The organism is Longimicrobium sp. (assembly GCF_036280135.1).
Classification (GTDB): Bacteria; Gemmatimonadota; Gemmatimonadetes; order Longimicrobiales; family Longimicrobiaceae; genus Longimicrobium.
Genome location: NZ_DASURI010000903.1, coordinates 1 through 3,614, shown reverse-complemented (window position 1 = coordinate 3,614; position 3,614 = coordinate 1). Strand labels below are relative to the sequence as shown.

Annotated in this window: 3 protein-coding genes; all 3 read left to right on the top strand. The window is 71.3% G+C overall.

Features of this window, described 5'->3' with window-relative positions; translation table 11 throughout:
- Positions 1-189, top strand: a 189-nt coding sequence (locus VFZ20_RS29130; RefSeq protein WP_329687487.1) for a hypothetical protein, incomplete at its 5' end; no start/stop codon positions are given.
- Positions 190-438: 249 nt separating this feature from the next.
- Positions 439-3,147, top strand: coding sequence for a PKD domain-containing protein (locus VFZ20_RS29125; protein ID WP_329687486.1), 2,709 nt, complete (start codon positions 439-441; stop codon positions 3,145-3,147).
- 115 nt (positions 3,148-3,262) lie between these two features.
- A partial coding sequence (locus tag VFZ20_RS29120) for a hypothetical protein (RefSeq protein WP_329687485.1) occupies positions 3,263-3,614 on the top strand: 352 nt, incomplete at its 3' end.

Sequence of the window (3,614 nt, the reverse complement as noted above, 5' to 3'; positions counted from 1 at the left end):
GGCGCGGAAGAGATGTACGGCCTGGCGCGCATGTACCAGATGGCCGCCGACCGCGACGACGAGAACATGCAGGTCTTCCGCGACCTGGGACAGGCGCGGCGCTGGCTGGGCATCGACGCCCTGGACGAGCCCGCGCCCGCGGCGGATCCCGAGACGCGGCCCCCGCGCGTCCCGTCCGCCCGCACCTGACGCGCATCCCACCAGCGGTCAGGAAACGGCGAACCGCATTTTCACGCAGAGGGAGCAGGGGCAGCAGAGGGTTCCACCGCGAGGGACGGATTCCGGCGGATCGCGGACCGCGGATGGGCGGATTTTCCGCGTGGTGTCTGGATTTTTGACCATCAAGCCCCGTCCAGGGGACTCCGATACTGATACGGAAGCTTGCATCAGCGCGCTGGCGCACGGTCACCGGCGCGTCCACCCGTATCCGTCCCCTCCATGCCATCACACCCCCGCGGACTCCTGTGCGTCGCCCTGGCGGCGCTCGCGGCCGCCTGCGCCGACGGCGGCCCGTCCGAGACCTCCCTGACCCCCGTGGACGGCGCGCCGGAGCGCTACATAGTCGTCCTCAAGGCCGACGGCCATCCCGGCCCCTCGTCCAGCGTGACGCGCGCGGGCGACGACGACGCGTCGGCGCCGGGCGAGCCGTTCGCCCTGCGCTTCGCGACGGAGCGGGGCGTGCGCGAGGCCCGCGCCTTCTCCGCCGTGCTCGACGGCTTCGCGGCCCCGCTGGCGCCCGCCCAGGTGGCGGCCCTGCGCGCGGACCCCCGCGTGGCGTACGTGGAGCCCGACGGGCCCATCCACGCCTACCAGTCCGCCACCCAGACGAGCGCCCCGTGGGGGCTGGACCGCATCGACCAGGCGGCGCTCCCCCTGGGCGGCACCTACACCTATCCCAGCACGGCCGCCCTCGTGCGCGTGTACGTGCTGGACACGGGCATCCGCCTGACCCACACGCAGTTCGGCGGGCGCGCCACGGCCGGCTACGACGCCGTGAGCCCCGGCGGATCGGCCAGCGACTGCCACGGGCACGGCACCCACGTGGCCGGCACCGTCGGCGGCTCCACGTACGGCGTGGCCAAGGGCGTGCGCCTCATCGCCGTGCGCGTGCTGGGGTGCGACGGCGGCGGCAGCACGTCGTACGCCATCGCCGGGCTGGACTACGTGGTCCAGCAAAAGGCGGCGAACCCCACCGTGGCCATGGTGGTCAACATGAGCCTGGGCGGCGGCGCCAGCACGGCCATGGACGACGCCGTGCGCCGCGCCGTGGCCGCCGGCGTGACGGTGGTGGTCGCCGCCGGCAACGACGCCACCAACGCCTGCAACCAGTCGCCCGCGCGGGTGCCGGAGGCCATTACCGTGGCCGCGTCGGACGCCACGGACGGACAGGCGTCGTTCAGCAACTACGGCACGTGCGTGGACCTGTACGCGCCGGGCGTGAGCATCGCCTCGGCGTCGTTCTCCGGCGACGCGGCCATCGTGGGGATGAGCGGCACGTCCATGGCCTCGCCGCACGTGGCGGGCGCCGCGGCGCTGTACCTGGCCCGCTACCCCGACGCCACGCCGGCCGCCGTGGCCACGGCCCTCACGGGGGGCGCGGCCGCCAGCCGCATCCGCAACCCCGGCACGGGCACGCCCAACAAGCTGCTGCAGGTGGGCTTCATCCCCGCGGGCGCGGCGGATGAGCGGCCGGACGCCGCCTTCACGCAGACGTGCTCGGTGCTCACCTGCGTGTTCGACGCGTCCACGTCCACGGACGACCACTCCATCGCCTCGTACGCCTGGGCCTGGGGTGACGGGCTCACGGGCACGGGCGTCCGCGCGACGAAAACCTTCGCCCGCAGCGGCACTTACCGCGTGCGGCTGACGGTGCGCGACGGCGCGGCGCAGACGGACACCGCCTCGGCCGCCGTCGTGCTGACCAACGCGGCGCCCGTGGCCCGCTTTACCAGCACCTGCGTCAAGACGACGTGCACCCTGAACGCCACCTCGTCCACGGACGACGTGAAGGTGCTGGCGTGGACCTGGGCCTTCGGCGACCGCACGGTCGGGACGGGGGGAACGGTGACGCACGCGTATCCGGCCCCCGGCACCTATCCCGTGTCGCTCGTGGTCCGCGACGGCGAGGGCGCGGTGGACACAGCGCAGTCGAACCTGGTGATCCCCGACGCGCCGCCCGTGGCCCGCGTGGCCGCCACCTGCGTGCGCCGCGAGTGCCGGTTCACGGCCACCACCTCCACCGACGACTACGGCGTAAAGGCGTGGAGGTGGGACTTTGGCGACGAGACCATGGGCGCGGGCTCGGCCGTGTCGCACACCTATCCGCGCGACACCACCTACACGGCGCTGCTCACGGTGGCCGACGGGCCCGGGCAGACGGACACGGCCGCCGTGCGCGTGACCGTGCGCGACCTGGTGCCTACGCCCGTCATCACGGCCAGCTGCGTGCGCCGCACCTGCAGCTTCAGCAGCGGCAGCTCGCGCGACGACGGCGGCATCGCGTCGTACGCGTGGACGTTCGGCGACGGGGGGACCAGCACGCTGGCGGGCCTCACGCGCACGTACGCGGCCAACGGGCCGTTCACCGTCACGCTCACGGTGCGCGACCGCGCCGGGCAGAGCGCCACGGCCACGACGACCGTCGCGGCGCTGGACCGCGCGCCCGTGGCCCGCGCCACCGCCACCTGTCGGGTGCGCGCCTGCACCTTCGTGGGCACCACCTCCACCGACGACGGCCCGGGTATCACCTACAGCTGGTCGGTGGACGGGGCGACGATCGCGGGCCCGACCGCCTCGCGCACCTTCGCGGCGGACGGCACGTACACGGCCACGCTCACGGTCCGCGACGCCGTGGGGCAGACGGCGACGGCCACCGCGACGGTGACGGTGGTGGACCGGGCGCCGGTGCCGGCGTTCACGCTCACCTGCACCCGGCTGGTGTGCTCGGTGGACAGCCGCGCCAGCACGGACGACGCGGGTATCTCGTCCCGCTCGTTCAACTGGGGCGACGGCACGGCGGCGTCCACGTTTGCCTACGGCACGCACACGTTCTCCGCGCCCGGCACGTACACCATCACCCTCACCGTCCGCGACGCCAACGGCGGGACCGCGACGCTCGCGAAGACCGTGACGGTGAAGGCGATCTGATCCGGGGTGGATTTGCGGTCAGGAACTCCGGAAGGAGTTCAGTCGAACAAGAGAGGGCACCCAGCCGGGTGCCCTCTCTTGATTATGGGCGGAGCAGCGGCGCCCAAGCGCCTTGGTGGTAAAGTTCACAATCGAAGTGGCGAAGGAATCGCTCCCCCGACCCGAAAGTGAGCTTTATGCCTGCAAAGTAATTCAGAGGATCCTCCGCATACGCTGCTATCTTCCTTCTATCGAAGGCGTGTGCCTCTGCCCTCCAACTCCTCTTCTTGGCCTCTATGATCAAAAGATTGTGGTCATTCGAGTCCCTCTTGTGAACGATGACATCCGGATGCGTACTGACCCGCTTTCGTACTTCCGGGTCTTCCGGAAGTGGCAGATGAACCCGCTTAGGGTCATGATAATTTCTATTGTATTCGCAGTCGACATCCCAACCGGAGAAGAAGGGGATCAAGTAGATTCCGAGTCTA